Here is a 22,825-nt window from a genome sequence, read left to right as displayed (position 1 = left end):
CAATTAGTTACTTGATTTATAATTATTCCCGGTTTCCTTAATCATTGCAATGATGCTTAATAAGTCATTTATAGTACTCTTAGGGTTGAGTAATGTAAATTTCAAGTAAGTTTTATCATTTAATTTTGTACTTGCAATAGAGGCTTGACCTGATTTAAACAATGTATTTTTGATGTATAGATTTATCGTATTATGAATTGTATCTTCGTCTACTCCATTTGCTTTATATCGAAAAACTAGTGTGCTTAGTTCTGGTTTATGAGCGATTTCAAAGTTATCGTCATCTTTAATACTATGGTATAGATCTAATGCGAGCCAATGTACTTTTTCAAGAAAAGAACCAATAGTTTTTTCGGTCGTCATCTTTAACGTAAACCATAATTTTAGTGCATCAAATCTACGGGTAGTCTGAATTGATTTTTCGATTAGGTTTGGGCACTCTTCATCTCTATGTTCTAAAGGATTTAGATAATCGGCATAATAGGATATGTACTTAAAGTGTTTAGTATCTCTTGTTAAAAAAGCACTAGAACAAACGGGTTGAAACATTGTTTTATGAAAATCAATCGTAATGGAGTCTGCCAATTCAATTCCATTAAATAGATGCTTATGAGTATCGGTAAGTACATAACAGCCACCATAAGCACCATCTACATGAAACCAGATGTCGTATTCTTTTGCAATTTTCGAAATAGTAGATAAGGGGTCAAAGCTTCCAAAATCTGTTGTTCCTGCTGTACCTATAATTGCAATTGGAATATTACCTAATTGTTTTTCTTTTTCTATTGCCTGTACTAAAGCATTGGGCTTCATTTTCATTCGTTCATCGGTTGCAATAGGAATTACAGCATCATACCCCATCCCCATAAGGGCTGCATTTTTTTTAATACTAAAATGTGATTTTTCTGAGCAAAAGAATCGAAATTTACCGACAACATCTGACCATCCGTTTTCTTTAAGGTTTAGTCCATAATGCTTAAAAGCGTAGTGATCTCTTGCCATGAGCAATGCCATAAAGTTCGATTGGGTTCCGCCACTGGTAAATACTCCATCTGATGAAGAAGGTAATCCCATTTTAGAAGTAATCCACCTAATCATTTCCTGTTCAATTAATGTGGCCGAGGTACTTTGATCCCACGTTTCAACAGCTGTGTTAACCGAAGATGCTATAAAATCTCCTATTAACGCAGGAAGAAGAACTGGACAATTTAGGTGTGCAACATAATTTGGATGATGAAAAGCGATTGTATGATCAAGATACAGTTCTTTAATTTCTAAAAGTGCTTCATCTATTGATAACTTAATGTTAGCATCTGCCTTAATTAAATCTACTTTAGACCTTAAATTACTTGGTGATTCACCACTAAAGAATTTATCAGTATTCAAAAAAGAAGATACATACTGAATTGCCTTCTGAGCATATTCTTCATAGGTGTATTTGGAATGCGCATCGAAAAAGTGATCAATGTCAACATTGGATATTAAGTCAGTTTGAGTTTCTAGGAGCATATTTTTATTTTTATTTGATCTAAATAAGCTTTGCGAAAATAGAACCTTATAAAAATAAAATGATGACGTATCTAGGATAAAAAATGACGTAGAAATGAATTTAGGAGTTTCTTATACTAAAAATTATAAATCATCTTTTTTTAAAAACAATTAAGAACAAATCTCTATTTGTTCATTTTTATTAGGGGTAAAAACCTGATATAAAGTCCGAAATCTTTGAAACTCAAAGATTTCGGACTTTTAAAATGTACCTGCATATACTTTTGAGCCAATTCTAAAAAAATAAAAACATGAGAACACCAATCAACTTAAAAAAATACTTCTTTGTATTTCTAGCTTCATTCATCTTTTATGCCTGCGAACATGATGCTACCTTAGAGGAGCAATCACCAGTAACCCAAGAGTTAACTGATCAAAACAAAGCTTCTGTATCTGCTTTGTATGCTAATTTTGTTACGGTTTTAAGAGATATTGAAGATCCTGATATCATGAGTTACTCAGAATTTGAAAAAAGTCTTAGAAATACTAATGATAGAGAGAGAGCTTTACTTGAAGAAGAAATAAAAGAAGGCTTAAGAGGTATTGACCCAAAAACAAATTTCGAAGATGATTATGCAAAAGCAGGAAGCAACTGTAAATCTAATGTCGTAAGCCGATTAACGCATTCAAGAATTAAGGCACTTGGTAGATCCAGAGCTAGAATGTCTTGGTCAAAGAAAGCACGGCAAAAATATGGGTGGAAGTATAGAAAATGGTCTAAAGCTAAAGATAAAGGCTATTACTTTTATACCGATGGTACAGACTTTTTACTATGGAAATATCGTGCCTATGGCAAACCATGTAAATAATAATGTTGAGTTAAAAATCATACAAGGTTCTCTATTTCTTGAGAACCTTGTATTTTTAGTATGTTTTTAATTTGTCTTAATTAACTGCTTTGTTGAAACTTTGCCATCAATATTGATTCTAACAATATATACTCCTTTACTAAGATTAGAAAGTATTACAGGCTTATTTCTATTAATTATAGTAGCAGGTACTATCTCATGTCCCAAAGTGTCAAAAATGGTAATACTTGCATCTTTACCTACAAAATCTAAGCTAATCTCATTTGTAAAAGGGTTAGGGTAAATTACCCATTCTTGTTTTTTAGCCTTATTGGCATCAATCTCATTCAACATCTTAGCACTGCTACTAACTTTGAGCCAATTAATATTCCAACCTCCAGTTAATGCCTTGATTGCGATCTCTTGCTGTCCTGCATCTAATGTAACCACATGTACAACTGTAGTCCAGTTCTGCCACCCTCCGGTATTAGGCACTGTACGTGTTCCAAAAACTGAAGCTCCCCCCGCTTGTTCTAATTGGATCATTCCAGTACTATTTGGACTTGCAACCCGATATTCAACAGTATATGATCCACGTACAGGAATATTGATATCCCAAACTAACCAATCGTCTTTATCAATATATCCAACGTTTTGTCCTCCTTCTGAACAATTTTCATTCTGGACACCAGACATATAAAGATAGTTTTCTGCTTCAATTACCTGACTATATCCTCCCGTGCTGGTTTTAGAAATGATAATAGAAGTTACTTGATCATTAAAGCCATCGGCAACAAGACAATTTGTATCACCTGTTTTTACAATTGAAGTGCCTGTAAAGTTATCATCGAAACATAGTATAGCTTGATACCCGACTTGTACTTTTACTGAAGATATATCATCATCTCTCACCCCTAATGCTAGTAACTGACTTCTTGTATACCTACCCTCACCTAATCCTACAGCATATCCACCATACGAGCAATCTTGATATATCGTAGCTACTCCTGTCGGGGGGTTAGGATCTGTACTTCCAATAAGACCACCTATAGTTATTTTTATATTCTCAGGCTTTGGCGTATGTATCGTTGCTGATTGATTATACACATCATCATAGGCAAATGTATATGTTTGACTTTCAAAACTAATATCGGTTTGATGAAAAAATTTAGAATACCAATTGTATGGCCATGTTTGATAATATTTGGACGTATCCCCAAAATCTTGCAATACTCCAGATGGTACATTAAGATCAACTGCATGTCGCGTGATCGCCGCTACCATTTGTGATTGTACTACCAAATCCCATCGTTGTCCTGAGGCCATTACCCCGCTTCCTTCCATTGCCTCTATTGTCGTTGGTTTTCCTGAAATAGTACCGATCTGACCATCACTATCCCGTCTAAACACAAATCGATTGCCTCCTTCTACTTTTCCTCTCCAAATACCAGCATCTGATGTAAAAGCAAGTTCTTGATTTGAATACTTAGACCAAATATCATTAATATAACCATCCATAAAGTTTTTAGGAAACGTTTCTACTTTTGTTGGAAAATGAATTATGCTTTCTGACGGATTTAATAGGCTTTTAAAATCACTAGGGGCAGATTCTTGCCACTGATTTAAAATGTCATTGTGTTTCTTTAACTCTCCTACTTTTTTATAAAAATTATCTCCCCAAACTTCAAGCCCCATAGGATATTGATAAGAATCTACTCTAGATGTATTACACCAAAGACCTATATCATTATACGTAAGCTCGATTAATTCGAATTTGATTCCTTGATTCGGATCTGTTGGATTTGCAAGATTAGGAGCAGAATATCCACTAGGAGCGCCTGAATGTCCAAAAAAGTAAAGATATAATTGGTCTTTAAATGAAATCATAATTCGACACCCTGCAATCTTAGGAATCTGGACTGTTTTATTTGGAATATCACTTAATCGACGAAAACAATTGGCATATTTTCCATTCTCTCCTGGACCTTGATTACCATCAATTACAGGTCCCTGAACAGTATTATCAGATCTATCCATTCGATTTACTTGCCCAGTAGCGGCATCAACCCACACGTGACCGTCTGTTATTCCCACAATAGCGACATACAGTTCGTCATCTGAGTATTCTGAATTATTAATAATTTCATAAGGTAAAGTTTGTGCCTGAAGTACGGTCCCAAATGAAATCAGTAATCCGATTAATACTATAATAATAGTATTCTTGTTAATGGTATTATAATTGGTTTTCATTTTCTTGCATTTTAAATTTATGTTGATTGGTTTTAAGATCTAAGTGTCTGCACTTATTAATAGAATAAATGAGAGATTTTTATTACAAATAGAAATTATTTCTTAACTATTCTCTTTATTTCTTTAAGTCCATCTATTTCTATCGTAATTAGATACACTCCTTTTTTAAGACTAGAAAGGTTAATTGTTTTTCCAGATGCAATATTTTTTGAAGGAATCATAGTATGGCCCAAGTTATCATGAATAACAATATTTGCCGTATTTGCATTAAAGTCTAATTGAATCACATCTGTAAAAGGATTTGGGTATACCGAAGTAGTACTTAGTTTCTTTTCTTCTTGAGTTAATTTTTGATTGTGGATTGAAATTGAATCAAAAGTTTTCTTATTGGTTTCTTTTGTTATTTTTATCCAATTCACATTAAACCCTCCAGAAACTGCATATATCCCCAAAGGATAGGTACCAGCATTTATCATAACTGAATGAGAAATCGTTATCCAATTTTGCCATCCTCCCGTATTTGGAATATTGAGTTGTCCCAAAACAGTTGTTCCTGCATTAATATCAGTTGATAATCTCCCTCCATTGATAGCACTTGCCACGCGATACTCAATATTATAACTTCCAGAAGTAGGGAAATTAATGTCGTTATATGCCATCCAATCTCCAGTATCAATATACCCAACATTTTGACCGCCCTCTGAGCAATTTTCGTTTTGAACACCGGACATAGAGGTATAATTTTCTGCTTCGATTACTTGGCTAGACCCATTATCTCCCAATTTAGAAACAATAATAGAAGTAACTTGATCATTAAACCCGTCGTTCACAAGACAATTAGTATTACCTGTTTTTATAATTGACTTTCCCGAAAAATTATCATCAAAGTATAACGTAGCTTGATATCCCGATTTCACTTTTACTGAAGAAATATCATTATCTATTGCTCCTAACCCAATTAATTGATCTCTTGTATAGTTGCCTTTTTCTAAACTTACAGCATATCCTCCATACGAGCAATGTTGGTAAATAGTAGCTGCTCCTGTTGAAGGAGGGTTATCTTTAACTTGATAAACGCGTACATAATCTACTGCCATGCGAGCAGGTAATTTGCCATCATCAATCGAAAATCCAGGCCAGTTACCACCAACTGCTAAATTGAGTAATAAAAAATATTCATTCTGAAATTCACTTGTCCCATTAATACCATTACTGATATTAACTTCATGATATTGATTTCCATCAATAAACCATTTAATCTCATTTTCGTTCCACTCTATAGCATATACATGATAATTATTTACGTTCACAGCAGTATGTCCTCCATAATTAGCATAATTACCATTATTATCCTGCCAATGTATTGTACCATGAACATCGGGTGAGTTATTTATGTGTTCCATTACATCTATTTCTCCACAAGCTGGCCAACCTACAGATGAAATATTACTACCAAGCATCCAAAACGCGGGCCATAAGCCTTGTCCTGATGGCAAAGCTATTCTTGCTTCTATTTTACCATATCTAAACCTTTTTTTACCCTGCGTTTTCATTCTGGCAGAAGTATATTTATATCCACCAAAATTTTCTTTTTTAGCGGTAATGATAAGATTACCATTCTCTACAGTTGCATTTTCTCTTCGATAATATTGTAATTCATTATTACCCCATCCGGATGAACCATTTCCGGTCTCAAAGACCCAATCTTGACTGATTCCATTAGTAAATTCATCTTGCCAAACCAGATCCCAATTTTGAGATCTAACATTAGAATGTAGTGTTAAAAAAAAACTAATAAAGAATAAAATTTTAATTGCTTTCATATAAATTGTGTGATTAAGTTAGTTACGTTAAGGGTATTATTGTCTGGTGTCAAATTGTACTTTTGCATCCAGAGTTCTTAAAAAAAATGAATTAAGATCGTTTTGATTCTCTCTTTATATCAAAAAAAGATGTTGAATAATTCTTTCTTGAGATGTTGATCTTTTTCTCAAATTATTCAGCATTTAAATCTCTTAATTAAGGGTTTTAACAAATTTAGGGAAGAAGAATATGCCTACATTAAAACCTACCACAACAAAAAATATACAAAACAAGAAAAGAAAAATGTATATCTAAATCGTTTTCAAAAACAAGCATTAAAAAAATGATAATCAAACAATTAATCCATTCTTAAGATAATAGACTGTATTGGTTGACATTACATTTGTATAGGTAATGTTGTAGTAATTTTTGCATTTTATAATTTACTTGCTGTATCATAAAATTTTCCAACTTAATTTATTTCTAAATTTTGGCTTTTATCATCAATATTAAGTTGTTCAGCTAATTTTATAATCTATATTGTTTTGTAATTCTGATATTAAAGCCATCACGATAGTATATCGATTTTTACTCGATATACTAAACTAATTCTTTTGGTTGTTATACTTAACCCTAATATCTACTCATATGTATTTTAAAACCTTGAGCTACCAAAAAAAGATACACCTATTCTATTTACTACTACTTTCAACAATTGCGTCATCTCAAGAATTGCCGCCAATAGCACATTATTTACCAGAAAATTATGGTGCAGAAGCCCAAAACTGGTCTATCTCTCAAACAAGTAATAAATTTATCTATGTTGCCAATACTATTGGATTATTAGAATTTAATGGATTTCATTGGAATGTATACCCTACGCCAAATAAAACCGCAATGAGATCTGTAAATGCAGTTAATGATCGTATATATACAGGTTGTTATATGAATTTTGGTTTTTGGAAAAAAAACGATTTAGGAACATTAGAATACACCTCTTTAAGTGATCCTATAAAAGAAAAGTTAATTGAAGATGAAGAGTTTTGGCATATAGTTCATAAGGAAAATTGGGTTCTATTTCAATCCCTTCATAGCATCTATATATATAATATCGATACTAAAAAAACTAACATCATCTCTTCTGAAACTGGTATTCTAGGTATTTTTAATGTTAGTGGTGCAATCTATTATCAAGATAAAAATCAGGGAATCTTTAAAATAGAAAAAGGAAAGGCTAAACTCTTAACAAAATTTTCGCCAATTAAAAATGATAAAGTAATCCATATCGCTAATACTAATGATGGAGTTCTTATACTTACTAGTCTTCATGGATTTTACAAGTATTCAGATAAGGTCATCAAAAAATGGAAAACTCCTGTAGACAGTTTACTAAAAAAAAGTAAAATATATAGCAGTATACAGTTAAAAGATAAAAGTTTTATTATTGGTACAATAGCCAAAGGAATTATTCATATTTCTGAAAAAGGAGATTTAATATACCAAATTGATCAAAGTAAAGGTCTAAATAACAATACAATATTATCAATTTTTGAAGATGTTGAAAATAACATTTGGCTAGGTCTTGATAATGGTATTAATTGTATAAATATTAATTCCCCAATTCGTCTTTTTAATAATGATAAAGGTACTATTGGAACAGTGTATGTTTCGAGTGTTTTTAAAAATTTTCTTTACTTAGGAACTAATCAAGGTGTTTTTTACAAAAAAATAGACAAAGAAGAGCAATTTAAGTTTGTAGAAGGTACAAATGGTCAAGTTTGGTCTCTTTTTGTGTATGATGACAAATTATTTTGTGGTCATGATTCAGGTACTTTTCTTATCCATAACAATACTTCAGAATTGATTTCTCCAGTTTCGGGAGGATGGAATTTCAAAACTATCCAAGAGTTTCCTCAATATTTAATGCAAGGTACATATACTGGACTTTATCTGTTGGAAAAGAAAAACAAAACATGGAAACTGAAACAGAAAATTAAAGGAATTGATTACTCCTCAAGATATTTAGAAATTTCTAAAAATACTGTTTGGATTAATCACGAACATAAAGGTCTCTTTAAAGCCAATATTAACGAACAATTCACCGAACTACAAGAAGTAACTAATGATTTTTTGATAGAAAGAGGACTAAATTCTAGCATCACCAAGTACAAAGAAAATATCATCTATTCTAACCAACAACAATTAACATTTTATGATAAAAAAAATAAAACCTTTGTAGAAGAAAACCCTATAAATAAAGTTCTGGATGGTAAAAACTATAAGATTGGTAAACTAATAAAAGACAATACCGATGGGTTATGGGGTTTTTCTAAAGAAAATATAAGTCATATCAGACAAAGTCAATTTTCTGGTGAATTAAAAATCATTAAAATACCTATTCCTAGATTTTTAAGAAAAGAAACTGTTGGTTTTGAAAATGTAGCACACATTTATGACACCAAGTACTTACTAGGACGAACTAATGGATACATGACATTGAATCTATCTGAGATCAACACTAAAGCATATACCATTTTACTGGATAAAATAACTATAAAAAGCAAAGACACTTCTTTTAAGGCCATATCATTGTCACAAAAATCACCTCAGTTTAAGTATAAGCTAAATACAATCGCTTTCTCATATACAATTCCTGAGTATAATAAATATGTTATCTCTAAATTTCAATATAAGCTAGATGGATTCTACAATAATTGGAGCAACTGGACCACTGATTCAAAAGTTATTTTTGAAAACCTACCTTTTGGAGAATATAACTTTATGGTTAGATCTAAAACAGGTAATACCTTAAGCAAAAATATCTTAGAATATAAGTTTAGGATCGATAGACCATGGTATTTTACGAAGTTAGCTATTGCTATCTATATTTTATCATTTCTTATTTTGTTGCTATTAGTTCATGATTTATACAAACGATATTATACAAAACAAAAGTTAAAATTGGTTACCGAAAATAAAAAACAATTTGCACTTAAAGAACTAGAAAATGAAAGAGAGATCATGAAACTGAATAATGAAAAATTGATCCAAGATTTAGAAAGTAAAAATCGTGAACTTGCAACATCTACAATGAGTATTATTAAGAAAAATGAAATTTTAAATACTATAAAAAAAGAACTCAAAAAGTTTACACTTGAAGATGGAAATTTTAAAAATGTAGAAAAAATCATTGACAAACACCTCAACAATAAAGATGATTGGAAATATTTTGAAGAAGCCTTTAATAATGTGGATAAAAATTTCTTGAAAAAGCTAAAATCCAAACATTCAAAATTAACTCCACATGATCTGCGGTTTTGTGCTTATTTAAGGCTTAACTTATCTTCTAAAGAAATTGCTCCTTTACTAAACATCTCTGTCCGCAGTGTCGAGATTAAACGATATAGACTAAGAAAAAAACTTTCTTTGGAACATAAACAAAGTTTAGTAAGCTACATTCTTGAAATTTAATGAACACCTGCTCAAAAAATAACAGATTTTACCTTGACTTCAATTTATCGTTTGATAAGGCAACAATTATCTCTTACAATTATCGATTAAAAAAACTATATATCTAATTTTTCATCCATTATTATGACCTCTACAAAAGTTTAAAGATTTAGTAGATATTCTCTTAAGTCTGTGTTTTCGTCTAAATTCATTTTCTTTTTAATTCGATATCTTGATGCTTGTACCGATCTTGGATCTATATGCATAATTCTTGCAATTTCTTTTGTCTGCATATATAACTTAATAAAAATACAATGTCTTAACTCGATTTCAGACAAAGACGGATGTTGCTTAATTAATTTATCAAAAAAACCTGTATGAATAACATTAAAATGTTTTTTTAAATTTTCCCAATCTTCTTCATTTTCCAAATTGTATTCTATTTGGTTAACAATTTTTTTAAGTTCTTTTTTTATACTAGTTGTATCTTCCTTAATAGTATCTTCTAACTCCTTTTTAATTTCCTTTAAGTACTGTTGATTGTCAAGAAGTTTTATCGAGTTACTCATCATTTCTTGATCTTTTCTTCGATTAATTTCTTCTAACCCAAATATATTTTCAGACAACTTTTTTTCCTTAGTTGTATGTTTTTTCCATAAAAGACTTATACCAATTATTGATAGTACTAATAGTGCTATTATAATGTAAATTGTGATTTTTAGACTCGTATTGGATTTCTGCAAAAAACCAAATTGGAGGTCCTTTTTTTCTAACTCAAGCTTATGATTGAGTTCTTTTAATTTTAAATCTAGACTAAGATTTTGTATTGTTCTTTCTTTTAAAACTATAGGAATCTTATTAGGATTATTATCCCCAATAAGTTCTAAATTAAACAAACAATCAGAAGATGTTACTCTTGATTGATGTACCGAAGCACTTATCGTATTATTTCCTACAATTAAATTATCCGGAAATATTAATTCGGTATAAATTACTTCTTCTCGATCAGACCTAACAAGACTATTTGCTTTTGTTTTATGTGTAATCGTATCATTTTCTGGCATATTATCTCTTAGGAGTTCTCTTCCATTTAAATAAAGAACTATACCATCATCTCTTTGTAGCTTTAATTCATATACTAAATATTCGTATGGATCATCGATTCTAAAGGTTTTTTTAAAATACTTTGTGATGTGTTTTTTGGACTTGTTGTTTCCATAACTTATTACCGTCTTTATTCTATCATCACCATATCCAAGAGGGGATATTCCTTTTTTCCAATCAGTATAAATATAATTATTATTAATCCATTCTTTGGGAGGTGCACTTTTGTCATCATAATAATACCATTCATCACCTTCGGAAATAATCTTTGTTTGTGCTAAACTTAGATTCAAACCAAAAACAAGACCTATTAGATAAATTAACGTTTTTTTCAAATTAAAAGTTTTTTGGCATGTTGTTAACAATAAAAATATCCTTTTAAGATGATATGTGTGTGATTTGTGTAATAAAAATAGTAAAAAACATGCCTTGTAGTAGCTTTATGTGATGTATTTCACAATCTATTGTATCTTAATAGTATGTTAAAATAATACAAATAGCACAAATCCCTTTAAGTTTGAAACTAGTATTTATTAACCCACTACTTTAAAGATAGAAAAACGATAACCCAACAATTCTTTTTCTATTAAGAGCCTAAAGTCTAACTATATAATTAGTATTTAAATTATGAAAATCAATTACTACTATTTTTTTATGTTTCTTTTTCTAAATACAATATCCTTTGCTCAAGAAATTGAGGTCAGCGGTACAGTATCTTCAGAAGATGGTCTTCCATTACCAGGAGCTACTATTGTTGTAAAAGATACTTCGACAGGCACACAAACAGACTTTGATGGGAACTTTACAATAAATACTAAACGAGGTGCTATTCTAGTAATTTCTTATTTAGGGTTTAAAGATCAGGAGGCTAGCGCTAGTAGTTCGCCTCTTACTATCACTTTAGTTGAGGATGAAAACACACTTGATGAAGTTATTGTAACTGCGCAAGGTATATCAAAATCTAAGAAATCATTAGGGTACGCAATTTCTAAAGTGGCTTCTGAAGAAATAGAACAGCGCCCTGAAGCTGATGTTTCTAGAACTTTGCAAGGAAAGATAGCAGGAGTTCAAATTACCGCAAGTAGCGGAAGTACAGGTAATGCGCCATTAATTAGGATACGATCCTCTTTATCGCTTACGCAAAGTAATGGTCCTTTGATTGTTATTAATAATGTTCCTTCTAATGCCAGCCTTATTGATATCGACCCAAATGATATTAAAAGTGTTAACATTCTTAAAGGTTTAAATGCATCTGTATTGTATGGAAGCGAAGGACGAAATGGTGTTATTTTGATAGAAACTATAAGCGGTAGTGGCAAACTTGGAAAAAAAAGCTTTAAAGCTTCTGTTTCTCAAACTACGTATACCAATGAGGTAGCAAACCTTCCTGAATATCAAAACACCTATGGCGTTGGAAACAATCAACAAATTTCTATAGGAAACACAGGAAGTTTTGGTGCACCATTTGCTGATTTTGACGAGGTGCCTCACCCTCTTTCAGGTAATCCTTCTTTTCCAGAATTTGCTAACGCAACCGTACCCTATAAAGCAGCTCCTAATAATGTAAAAGATTTTTTTAGAACAGGAAGAGGCTCTATAACATCATTAAGAATAAGATCTACCAATAAGACAACTGCAGTCAATCTTTCTGTGGGGTACACATCAGAAGAAGGAATCATAGGCAATAATGATCTTAAAAGATTCAATATAGGTTTAGGTGGTAAATTACGAGTTACAGATAAATTGAAAGTTTCTACATCTCTTAATTATAGTTCAAGGCAAAGAAACTCTCAAATCGGGAGCAACATTTTTGAACGATTACATTATATTCCCAGAAGTTTAGATATCCATAATTTACCTTTTCAAGATCCCGTAACTGGAGCAAATGTATATTACAGAAGTGATGATCAAAACCCATTATGGGTATTAAACAATACAGGTAGATTTGATGACATTATACGATTTTCGGGCACCTTAAATACAACGTATAAATTTACTGATAATTTAAAGCTAAGCTATCGTGTTGGATTAGATCATGAATCTGAATTCGAATTTGACTTTTCTAATAAAGGAGGAACTCTTAGTAGTAGCTTACAGAATGGTTTTTTAAATCTATCTGCAGATAAAGAGTTTGAAGTCGATCAAAGTCTTATTTTAAATGCAAATTATAAACTATCTAAAAAAATCGGATTTGAAGGACAAGTAGGAATCAACTCAAACTATAACACATTTAAAGTACAAGAATCTGATTCTGATAGCCAAATAGTATTTGGTTTTTTACGACCTGATAATTTTAGAACCACAGTTGCAGATTTTGATGAAATCAAAGAAAATCTCGCAGGTGTATTTGGTCAGTTCGAGTTTAATTATGATCAATTTTTATATGTCACTCTATCTGGTAGAAATGATTGGGGGTCTACTGTAGAACCTGAAAATAGGTCTATATTTTATCCCGGAGCTTCAATTTCTTTTATACCAACATCAGCATTTGATTTTAACTCAAGAAGTATTAATTATCTAAAATTAAGAGCAGCGTACGCAACATCTTCTGGTTTTCCATCTGCACTCAGAACCAGAACGATTTTAAATCTTGATCCTCTAGAATTTGTTAGTGATACGAATGGTAATGTTGCAGTTATTGGTGTTGATAATGAATTAGCTAATCCAGATTTACGACCAGAATTGCATAAAGAAATTGAAGTAGGAATGGAAGGTAGTTTTTTTAATAATAACGTGAGTTTCGAGGTTTCTGCTTTCAGACGAATATCAGAAGATCAAATCTTAGAAGCCGATTTAGATCCCTCTACTGGATTTGACCAAACCCTTATAAATGCAGGTAGGATTGATACAGAAGGAATAGAAATAGACTTAGGAATTAATCTATTTAGAAACAAAAATTTCAGATGGAATCTCAGAAATGTTTTTACTGCATTTGAAACCACAGTGGTAGATATCCCTTCTAATAGAATTAGGATTAATGATAATTCATTTGCAATAGAGGGACAACCTTTAGGGGTTATTGTAGAGAATTATGCATTAAGAGATGCCGAAGGTAATCTTTTAGTGAATCCTAATGATGGGGAGTTAATTGTTAGTGATGAAGTAGGACTTGAAGATCGTATTATAGCAGACCCCACACCAGATTGGAGAATGAGTACGATTAATACCTTTCGTTATAAAGATTTTGCACTTTCTGCACAACTTGAATATTCCCACGGAGGAGAAAATTATTCCGAATTCGTGAAAGATCTTTTAGAAAGAGGAGTAACTAGAGATACCGAAAACCGAGAAGGCTCTTTTGTAATACCAGGTGTATTAGGAGATCCAGGTACAGGATTACCCTTATTAGATGCTAATGGGCGAACGATACCAAATACAATACAACAAAATGCCTTTGCAACTGTACCCAATTATGCTGATGCCCGAGACCTACTAGTTTTTGATAATTCAGTGTTTAGAATAAGAGAAATTGCATTCTCCTATACGTTAAATAAAGGAAAAAGTAAATTGCCTTTTCAGAGTATGAGACTAACCCTAAGTGGAAGAAATCTATTCTATTTTGCTCCGAATTATCCAAAATATACCAATATAGATCCAGAGTTAGATACTAGCGGAGGAAACGTTACTGTACCAACAACCAAAAGATATGCTTTTGGTGTAGCAATTTCTTTTTAATAATTAAAAAATATATACTCCCGATGAAAAAAATAAGTATAATTATAAGTATTTTATCAAGTTTGTTTTTTACAGCATGTGAGGTTGCAAATTTTGATTTACAAGAAAATCCCAACAGTCTTTCTCCAGATCTGGTTGATCCAAATTTATTATTAAATGGCATTCAAGATTTGTTTGAAGATGCCATGGTCATTGTTGCTCGTAATACAGATGATGTAATGCGATATGAAGCAATGACAGATGTTTATACCGATATTGCCGAACCATCTGCATTGGATGGTGAATGGACAAGAGTATTTAGACTTAGAGAAAATACAAAAATCCTTGAAAACTTGGTTGCTCAAAATGAAGACTTACGTTTTCATAGAGGAATAGCCAAAGTACTAAGAGCATATGCCACAATCACATTAGTTGATTATTTTGGAGATATCCCATTTTTTGAAGCTAATAATGCAGTAGAAATACCAAATCCAATGGTAACACCTGGAGAAGAGGTATATGCTGCGGTATTAAGTGATATTGATTTAGCAATTGAAGATTTTAATAATGTTGAGCTTAGACCAGATACAGACCTGTATTTTGATGGAGATGAAGATAAATGGATAAAATTTGCAAATTCTTTAAAACTTAAAATGTTGGTAAATATTGGAGATCAAACTCGATTGAATGCATTATTAGCTGAAGATAATTTTATAGAAACTATTGATGAAGATTTTCAGTTCAACTATGGTATAACAGCGGTCCCAGAAAGCAGACATCCTTATTTTCAAAGAGGATACCTTCCTGATGGTTTTTCTCAATATATAGGCAACTATTTCCTTTGGTTACTTAAAGATTCTAAAACGGTAAGAGACCCTAGACTTAGATACTACATATACCGTCAGAGTGCTAGAAATATAACAACATGTGGAGGAGAACCAATTTTTGATTTTTGTTATGTTGGTGATTTTTATTCAGGAAGAGATCATGGTGATGATGGCGGTAGCCCTTCTGATGGACAAACAAAAACAACTTATGGTGTTTACCCCGCAGGAGGAACTTTTGATGCAGATAATCCAGATAGTGGTGAACGATCTCCTAACCTTGGTGGAGCAGGGATTTTTCCAATACTATTATCTTCATATGTGAAGTTTTTAAGAGCAGAAGCTGCATTGTCTATCGGTACTACAGGAGACCCTGCTGCTTTATTAGAAGCTGGTATTAGAGCATCTATGAATAAAGTTTTGAATTTTAAAAATGCTGATGAGGGATCACCATTTGCAGCCACAAATGAAGATGTTGATGCTTATGTGACAGCCGTTATGACAGAATATAACGCCGCCACAAACGAAACCAAATTAGATATAGTGATGAGAGAATATTATTTATCATCCTTTGGAAATGCCATCGAATCTTATAACGGATACAGAAGAACAGGCTTTCCTTCTAATTTACAAATACCAATTAAAAACGAAAGCAATCCTTTTCCAAGAACATATTCGTATCCAGATGATGTAGTAGATACAAATAGTAATATAAGACAACGACCTATCACCACACAAGTATTTTGGGATACTAACCCCGCAGGTTTTATACAATAATATTAAACACTATGATAATGAAACATATATTTATAATTGCACTAATACTGTTAGCGGTATCATGTCAAGATGATAATAATATACTTGATGACGAACTTGATCGAGGAGGTCTTATCGAATTCGCAGAAATTCCAGATTTTTCTCCTTTCAATATATTAGATTTTGCCAATGTATCCTTTACTGCCAACGTAGTAGACCCTAACAACAATGCTACTTCATATGATTTAACATTGATCTATAATGATGTAGAAGTTGATAATTTTCTGACTGTAACTTCTTTTCCTAATAGTTTTACTATTCTAGGTCAAGACATATTAGATGCACTTGGTATATCATCAAGTGATCTAGCCGCCGATGACTCATTTAGGTTTGTAGCTACAGTAACCACAACAAATGGTATTTTTATTGGGTTACCTGTGGATTTTAATCCTGATACTAACGAACAAGAAGGAGGCAGTATAGCTCCCAATGTATTTAGTAGTTCACCTAAGAATGCCCTAGATTTTAGATTTACGCTTTTCTTCCCTCCTCCGAAAAAATTAAGAGGGACTTCGTTTGAAGAGCCTTTTGCCGCAGCAGACCCATCAGAAGATTATATTAGAACTGCTGATAATGATGTCGAGGGAGAATTATTAAATAATCCCGGACAACGCCATGTAATGCATACTGCTGTGGGAACAGGTTTAGATGATGAAATTGGATTTAGATCAGAGTTTTTTAGTAATGGCAATGGTGGTTTTTCTAATGAAGAAATAGGTGTAACTCAAAAAACTGAGGATGTCGGTGGCTATATAGACGGTATTCAAGGATTTCAACTAGAAGATGTTGATGGGCTATTTAGATTAACCTTTGATACGGTAAATGTTGATCCAGTAACTAATCCACAAACTGGAGTACAAATACAATATTTTCTTCGTTCAACTTCTTGGGAAGATGATGACACACTGCGCATTTATGCTATGATTGAAAGAGCAGGTGCAGCAACAGAAACTATAGAGTTACTTAATTTAAGTGGCTCTGGCTTGAACGATGTTGAAGGTTTATGGAGAGTTGCCGATTCCGGGTTTCTGGATAATATTACTGCCTATACTTTAATCATAGATGCCGAAATTGATAGCGGAAATGAGGAAATTTACTTTGATTCGATGTTGGTTTATGTACCCGAAAATTAAACTAAAGTACAGTTAATATATAGACAGAGTGAAGTAAAGCATACAATTAGAAAAAACACTTTAAAATTTGTCCTTATTATTTCTTAAATAAAATTGATAAAAAATTATGGATACAAAAAAACAACTAGGAATATCAAAAGAGATATTTCAAATTATCATAGCAATCATCGCTTTAATAGTAGGGTTTATCTCCTGTGATGATGAAGATTATACATTTGTGCCAGATCCTATTTTGCCACATACCATTAGTAGTATTAATCCTGAAGTAGGTGAAGTTGGAAATTCTATTATGATTATGGGAACCAATTTTAGTCCTGTTAGATCTAACAATAAAGTTAGCTTTAATGGAGTAAGTGCCTTGGTTACGGCTGCTACCCCAACAGCCCTAACCGTAACAGTTCCTGAAGGAGCTACAGCGGGACCCATAACCGTTTCGCACTATCAATTAACGGTTACTGGACCAATATTTAACATTATTTCTATCCCAACAATTTCAGAGGTTAGCCCTACTAGTGGAGCAGAAGGAGATATAATAACGATAACAGGAACAAAGTTTAGTGATATTATAGATAATAATTCAATTGTCATTAATGGCATTGTAGCTACAATAACCGAGGCCACTGAAACGAGTATTACGACTTCAATACCGATAGGTTCTACAGCAGGATCTGGTGATATCACTGTTACAATTGCAGGACAAACTGCTACTTTTTCTGGTTTTGATATTGTACCGGTAATTACCGCAATTGATCCTTTAACAGGAGAAGAAGGAGATACTATTACTATTACAGGCACCAGTTTCAGTACAACAGCAGCTGATAATATTATTGATTTTAACGGTACTCCAGCTGTTGTTACTATGGCTACAGGAACTTCTATTACAACAACGGTACCCACAGGAGCCACCACTGGAGCTATCGGTATTATGGTAAATGGGAAAACTGCTACAGGGCCCGATTTTACAATAGAGGTTGCACCTACAAACCCCATCACTTTGGTCATTCCTATTGATAATGAAAATGATGATGCAGAAGAAGTTTCCGAAGTTGATCCTACAATTGATCCGGGAGATCCTATTCCAATGGTAGGTGATATGGATTTAGGAAGCAGCGATTTAGAATTTGGAGAAATCAGTAGTAACCAGGGATTACAGAATATTGGTCTACGATTTAATAATGTCACTATCCCGCAAGGAGCAAGCGTCACTCAAGCTATGATTCAATTTAAATGTGATGACGATGGTTCTGATCCAGTAGAAGTAACAATTTATGGAGAAGCTGTAGATAACGCACAAACGTTCGAAGAAACAAATGGAAATATATCAGCAAGACCACTTACTACAACAAGTGTTGTCTGGTCTATTGAACCTTGGCTTGCTGCAGGCGATAGATTAGATGCTCAAAAAACTGTTGATTTATCAAGTATTGTACAAGAGATAGTAAATAGACCTGGCTGGGTATCTGGAAATAGTATTTGCATTATAATGAAACATACAGGTGTAAGTGTTGGTGCTACTAGTAGTTCTACCGGTAGAGAAGCAGAAAATTACTCCTCGTCCACCCCTGATGATGGAGCAGAACTAACCGTAATCTATCAATAATAAATAATTAAGATTTTTTATGCTATAGATGTAGCTATATATTATTTGAATTGGTCTTGACTTAACAGCGTTTGCAAATATTTTGTTAGCGCTGTTAAGATTACAAAACCTATAACAATCCCTATAAAAAATGAAACGTATTGTATCGATATATATAGTTTTATGTTACATGTTGGTCGTTTTTAGCTGTAAAAACAAAGAGACTAATAACCTATATGAACATAAAACTAAGTCCACAACACTAGATAGTTTTGATGGCCCTTATATTTACACTAAAACCGAGGATAGTCTAGAAGTTATCTCTGTAGAGGAAAGAAAAAACTCCGAATTTTATGTAAAAAAGAAAGTCGTAAAAAGAATACAAAAGCAAAAATTTATAAGCAAAGTCAACAATAAAGAGAATGATAGCTTTACATTTTCATTAATGAATAAATATTTGGTTCCTAATGCAATGTACGAACCCCAAGAAAAAATATTTATTACATCGGATATCGAAGGTAATTTCAATACTTTTTATAGTCTTTTAATAGGTAATAAAATAATGGATAAAGACTATAATTGGACATTTGGTAATGGCCATTTGGTTATTGCCGGTGATATGATGGATCGAGGCACCGAAGTTTTACCTTGTTTATGGCTTTTATACAAATTAGAACAAGAAGCTAAATTAAAAAATGGGCAAGTCCATTTTGTATTAGGTAATCATGATGTAATGAACTTACAACTTAACTTAAAATATGTACAATCAAAATATCTTGAACTAGCAAAAATAATTTCAGAACCAAAAACCAATCAAAAGATTGCATATAAGAACTTAATGTCTGACGCTAACGAATTAGTAAAATGGATAAAATCTAAAAATACAATCGAAAAGATTGGTGATAACCTAATTCTTCATGGCGGTATTAGTGAAGATATGATTGATACCGGTTTATCTATAGAGGAAATTAATGAACATGTAAGAAACAATATTCGGGAAAACTTTGATAAAAAATCAAAAAACAATGAGTATGTTAATTTGATATTCGGAAGAATGGGCCCTTTATGGTACAGAGGATTAGTTAAGGATTATAAGCAGCATTATACTAAACTAGATAGCAACTCCTTAGAACATATTTTAAAATTTTATAAGGTAAATCACATCATAATAGGACATACTATTATCGATAAAGAAATAACAAGTGATTTTAACGGTAAGGTTATTAGAGTAGCTATAAAACACCCCAAAGAAAAGTTTAGTAGCAGATCCCAGGCACTGCTCATAGAGAAAGGCAATTATTTCAAAGTAAATGATCTTGGAAAAAAAATTAAATTAGATTTCACCAAGTAATTACAGCCGACAATTATACTATTCTTGTATACCCTCATACTAATTGACCAATAAAAACAACAACGTTAGAAGCGTATAACACTGAACAAAATTATATGTGAATTAAAATAACGATTTTGTATATCACATTTTCATGCTTTTCATGCCAAAAAATTGAGTAAGAATGTTCAGAAACAGCTTTCTGTACTGGGTTTTACTTTAGCTTCAGCTCGTCGTATAACATAATCATCATTTTTGCCACTTATCGATCAAATATATCCAATAGTCTTTCAAAATCTACTTATTATCGAAAAAAACCCAAATCGTTCGTCGTAATTACTATGCATTTAAACGATCAAAAAAACCTTTCATCTAAAAAAGAAAAATACCCTCATGTAAATAAGTACCTTAATAATAGGAAAATAGAAAACTGCGCGCCCTATTTCTACAATCAATTAATTATTAACTTAAAGCACTAAAAACTATGAAACAATTGACTTTTCTTTTACTAGTGCTCTTATTACCTTCATGTTCTGTAGAAGATGACTCTGCTCCGTTATTCATTGAACCAATATATATGAATAATCCTACATTTAAATTAAAATTAGATATAATTTATGTTCTCCCAAATGAGAAGTATGCGAAATCGAAATATAACATCGATGAATCAAAATATTTAGATTATTTAAACGGCTGTTTTTTTAATCGGCATGATATCGGAATTGTTTTGGGAGAATCCAGAACGTTAGTAAATCCAGAATTATATGACCTTAAAGACGATCGCGGTAATGAATCAGCGATTTTTGAGAGAGAAACAAAGGGCACCTGTAAACCGGACCGTTTGAATATGTATATTATACCCAGAACCAATACCATTGCCATTGCAGGCTTAGGAGTAACCCAAAGAACATTCATAACAGATGAGTTTCTGTTTAAAACAACAAGCCCTCATGAAATTGGTCATTCTCTAGGATTACATCACTTAGACGTAGATGGAAATATCATGAGTAGAGTAAAACCTTATTTACGAAAAGAATTTAATAGCGAACAAGTAAGTGAGTTAATTCAACAAATTATAACGATCAATAACCGATGAGTTTCTATACAACCGAGTATCTACCAATCTTATTTAAGTTTAAGAAAGAAATATTACGAGTAGTGTAAAACCTTATTTACGAAAAGAATTCAATCACGAATAAGTAAGTAAATTAGTTTAACAAATTACATATAACCATTAGGAGGAACGACTTAAGGATAAAAAAGTAGTACTAATAGTATAACAATAAAGTACTATCAAATTATAGCTAATTAACAAGTTTCACCCTAAAACAGCAGGATATAAATTATTATGTCCTGCTGTTTTATCAATACTAAGGTTTACGTTTTTAACACACCCCTTTATCTAATAAACTCGATATCAAAATTCATTTTAACCTCTATTCTATACCATTCACCACAACCAATTTCTATCTCATCGAAACACTAAGATTACGAGCTTAAATTCTAATTAATTTAGGGCATCTAATCGCTAAAAAGATCACTCTTACCATGAAGACCGGAATAATAATATCGTGTTACAATGAAGAAAAAAGATTAAATACTACTCTATTTTTAAATTTTATAAATCGAGAAGACAAATTTCATTTATGTTTTGTTAATAACGGTAGTAAAGATGACACAATTTCTTTATTAAAAACCATACAAATGGATAACCCGTTAAAAGTAAGCGTAGTAGATATAAAAAAGAATTGTGGCAAAGCAGAAGCTGTAAGAGCTGGTGCCAGATATCTTCATAGCAGAGGAGACATAACATTTGTAGGGTTTATAGATGCAAGTTTATCCACTACTGTGAAAGATGCCGATGAGCTATTAAAATCATTAAAAACAAATTACAGATTAGGCATGGTATTCGGTTCCAGAACTAAAAAAAGCCTTAAAGAGTTTAAAAAAATGTACGAAAGCATTATTTCTGCAAATGATACAAACATTTAAAATGCTTGATTTATAAAATTTCTTCATCATAAAATTTCATTTGTTCTATTTTCAATTCATTAAAATACCAGAGATAATACCTCAAAAGACATAAACAAATTAAAAACGATTAGTAAGTCCAGAGGAATACCTGTTGAATCCACAAAATCTATATAAAAATTAATTTAGTAAGAGTGTATTTATTAGATTTTAATAACGTAGATGTCTAAAAAACATAGCTAATTTCTTTAAAAACAAAGTATTTTTTTCAATTTCAGAGACATCTTATACATATTATCTATTTTTTTAAGTATCAGTTTTCTATCAATCAAAAGCTTAAATACTTAAAAGAGCTCAATCTTTCCAGAATATTATAAGCAACTGATTATCAGTATTAAAATTCAATAAACACAAATATTTCATCGAAGCTATCTGCTTAAAAAAAGTTATCTGCGAACGTGATCATTTTAATTTTTTATAAACATTTAGCGAACGTTCGCTTTTTTAATCAAAAACTTTTTTATAATATTGCCTTGTAATTAATTGAATACGAAAACTAATCAGTGATTTTATCA

At 31.8% G+C, this 22,825-nt stretch carries 13 protein-coding genes; 9 read left to right on the top strand and 4 right to left on the bottom strand.

The window, feature by feature from the left end; genetic code table 11:
- Positions 1–3: 3 nt before the first annotated feature.
- Positions 4–1,509 carry an aspartate aminotransferase family protein gene (locus D1816_RS20855; RefSeq protein ID WP_118505433.1) on the bottom strand — a complete coding sequence of 502 codons (1,506 nt, stop codon included), beginning with the start codon at positions 1,507–1,509 and terminating at the stop codon, positions 4–6.
- A gap of 290 nt (positions 1,510–1,799) precedes the next feature.
- Between D1816_RS20855 and D1816_RS20850 the strand changes: the two genes are divergently transcribed.
- On the top strand, positions 1,800–2,357 hold the full coding sequence (locus D1816_RS20850; protein WP_118505431.1) for a hypothetical protein: 558 nt from the start codon (positions 1,800–1,802) through the stop codon (positions 2,355–2,357).
- Positions 2,358–2,423: 66 nt separating this feature from the next.
- On the opposite strand, the gene D1816_RS20845 is transcribed toward D1816_RS20850, so the two are convergent.
- On the bottom strand, positions 2,424–4,586 hold the full coding sequence (locus D1816_RS20845) for a beta-1,3-glucanase family protein (RefSeq protein ID WP_118505429.1): 2,163 nt from the start codon (positions 4,584–4,586) through the stop codon (positions 2,424–2,426).
- A 95-nt stretch (positions 4,587–4,681) separates the two neighbouring features.
- Positions 4,682–6,409, bottom strand: coding sequence for a carbohydrate-binding protein (locus D1816_RS25870; protein WP_158597700.1), 1,728 nt, complete (start codon positions 6,407–6,409; stop codon positions 4,682–4,684).
- A 628-nt stretch (positions 6,410–7,037) separates the two neighbouring features.
- Here D1816_RS25870 and D1816_RS20830 point away from each other — a divergent pair.
- Positions 7,038–9,860: a triple tyrosine motif-containing protein gene (locus D1816_RS20830; RefSeq protein WP_118505427.1), complete on the top strand. Its 2,823-nt coding sequence runs from the start codon at positions 7,038–7,040 to the stop codon at positions 9,858–9,860.
- Positions 9,861–10,000: 140 nt separating this feature from the next.
- Here the strand turns inward: D1816_RS20830 and D1816_RS20825 are convergent, their stop codons facing one another.
- Positions 10,001–11,278, bottom strand: a complete 1,278-nt coding sequence (locus tag D1816_RS20825) for a LuxR C-terminal-related transcriptional regulator (RefSeq protein WP_118505425.1) — start codon at positions 11,276–11,278, stop codon at positions 10,001–10,003.
- A gap of 292 nt (positions 11,279–11,570) precedes the next feature.
- Between D1816_RS20825 and D1816_RS20820 the strand changes: the two genes are divergently transcribed.
- The 7 genes from D1816_RS20820 to D1816_RS20790 all read left to right on the top strand — a co-directional run bounded on the left by D1816_RS20820 (position 11,571) and on the right by D1816_RS20790 (position 22,271).
- Entirely contained in the window at positions 11,571–14,618 is a 3,048-nt protein-coding gene (locus D1816_RS20820; RefSeq protein ID WP_118505422.1) for a SusC/RagA family TonB-linked outer membrane protein, read from the top strand.
- A 23-nt stretch (positions 14,619–14,641) separates the two neighbouring features.
- Positions 14,642–16,198 (top strand): SusD/RagB family nutrient-binding outer membrane lipoprotein, encoded by a 1,557-nt coding sequence (locus D1816_RS20815; RefSeq protein WP_118505420.1) that lies wholly within the window; start codon positions 14,642–14,644, stop codon positions 16,196–16,198.
- A 17-nt stretch (positions 16,199–16,215) separates the two neighbouring features.
- On the top strand, positions 16,216–17,370 hold the full coding sequence (locus tag D1816_RS20810) for a hypothetical protein (RefSeq protein ID WP_118505418.1): 1,155 nt from the start codon (positions 16,216–16,218) through the stop codon (positions 17,368–17,370).
- Positions 17,371–17,476: 106 nt separating this feature from the next.
- The gene (locus D1816_RS20805; RefSeq protein WP_118505416.1) at positions 17,477–18,970 is read left to right on the top strand and encodes an IPT/TIG domain-containing protein; all 1,494 of its coding nucleotides are present in this window, start codon (positions 17,477–17,479) and stop codon (positions 18,968–18,970) included.
- A gap of 130 nt (positions 18,971–19,100) precedes the next feature.
- A complete protein-coding gene (locus D1816_RS20800) occupies positions 19,101–20,300 on the top strand; it encodes a metallophosphoesterase (protein WP_118505414.1) in 1,200 nt (399 codons plus the stop codon).
- A gap of 463 nt (positions 20,301–20,763) precedes the next feature.
- A complete protein-coding gene (locus tag D1816_RS20795) occupies positions 20,764–21,375 on the top strand; it encodes a hypothetical protein (RefSeq protein ID WP_118505412.1) in 612 nt (203 codons plus the stop codon).
- Positions 21,376–21,827: 452 nt separating this feature from the next.
- Positions 21,828–22,271 (top strand): glycosyltransferase, encoded by a 444-nt coding sequence (locus D1816_RS20790; protein WP_118505410.1) that lies wholly within the window; start codon positions 21,828–21,830, stop codon positions 22,269–22,271.
- Positions 22,272–22,825 lie beyond the last annotated feature (554 nt).

It is taken from the genome of Aquimarina sp. AD10 (genome assembly GCF_003443715.1).
Lineage (GTDB): Bacteria > Bacteroidota > Bacteroidia > Flavobacteriales > Flavobacteriaceae > Aquimarina > Aquimarina aggregata.
The sequence above is the reverse complement of the archived record's forward strand: the minus strand, read 5'-3'. Positions and strand labels throughout refer to the sequence as shown.

What these genes read in the sequence shown, in the direction of transcription:
- D1816_RS20805 (WP_118505416.1), top strand. Translation starts at nt 17,477, where the DNA reads ATGGATACAAAAAAACAACTAGGAATATCAAAAGAGATATTTCAAATT.
- D1816_RS25870 (WP_158597700.1), bottom strand. Translation starts at nt 6,409, where the DNA reads ATGAAAGCAATTAAAATTTTATTCTTTATTAGTTTTTTTTTAACACTA.
- D1816_RS20855 (WP_118505433.1), bottom strand. Translation starts at nt 1,509, where the DNA reads ATGCTCCTAGAAACTCAAACTGACTTAATATCCAATGTTGACATTGAT.
- D1816_RS20795 (WP_118505412.1), top strand. Translation starts at nt 20,764, where the DNA reads ATGAAACAATTGACTTTTCTTTTACTAGTGCTCTTATTACCTTCATGT.
- D1816_RS20815 (WP_118505420.1), top strand. Translation starts at nt 14,642, where the DNA reads ATGAAAAAAATAAGTATAATTATAAGTATTTTATCAAGTTTGTTTTTT.
- D1816_RS20810 (WP_118505418.1), top strand. Translation starts at nt 16,216, where the DNA reads ATGAAACATATATTTATAATTGCACTAATACTGTTAGCGGTATCATGT.
- D1816_RS20790 (WP_118505410.1), top strand. Translation starts at nt 21,828, where the DNA reads ATGAAGACCGGAATAATAATATCGTGTTACAATGAAGAAAAAAGATTA.
- D1816_RS20845 (WP_118505429.1), bottom strand. Translation starts at nt 4,586, where the DNA reads ATGAAAACCAATTATAATACCATTAACAAGAATACTATTATTATAGTA.
- D1816_RS20820 (WP_118505422.1), top strand. Translation starts at nt 11,571, where the DNA reads ATGAAAATCAATTACTACTATTTTTTTATGTTTCTTTTTCTAAATACA.
- D1816_RS20850 (WP_118505431.1), top strand. Translation starts at nt 1,800, where the DNA reads ATGAGAACACCAATCAACTTAAAAAAATACTTCTTTGTATTTCTAGCT.
- D1816_RS20830 (WP_118505427.1), top strand. Translation starts at nt 7,038, where the DNA reads ATGTATTTTAAAACCTTGAGCTACCAAAAAAAGATACACCTATTCTAT.
- D1816_RS20800 (WP_118505414.1), top strand. Translation starts at nt 19,101, where the DNA reads ATGAAACGTATTGTATCGATATATATAGTTTTATGTTACATGTTGGTC.